1 protein-coding gene is annotated in these 260 nt (G+C 58.1%); it reads right to left on the bottom strand.

Annotation, left to right across the window (positions count from 1 at the left end; genetic code table 11):
• Nucleotides 1-53: 53 nt before the first annotated feature.
• Nucleotides 54-260 (bottom strand): hypothetical protein (locus tag ACM5QX_RS29605; RefSeq protein ID WP_414756767.1); only part of this gene is annotated, 207 nt, incomplete at its 5' end.

A 260-nucleotide genomic window follows, 5' to 3' on the forward strand; every position in this document is an offset into this window, starting at 1 on the left:
TGATGCCGGTGATCCGGCCGGTCGAATCGTAAAACGATGCGGTAAACATGCTCTTACCTCTTCACCATGAGAGCGATGAAACGAATGTCGGCGTTGTTGCTCACCGAGTTCGACGAACTGACCGAGATGACCGTATTGCCGGCAGTGGCCTGGCCGATCGCGACCGCGGTCACCGGCAAGCTGTAATACTCGATGGGCTGCCAACCGTCACCGCTGCCGCTCTGCCACGATGTCTGCATGCCAGCGGCTTCTTCCATCAT

The organism is Anabaena sp. CCY 9910, assembly GCF_963920875.1.
In the GTDB taxonomy this organism is placed as follows: domain Bacteria; phylum Cyanobacteriota; class Cyanobacteriia; order Cyanobacteriales; family Nostocaceae; genus Trichormus; species Trichormus variabilis.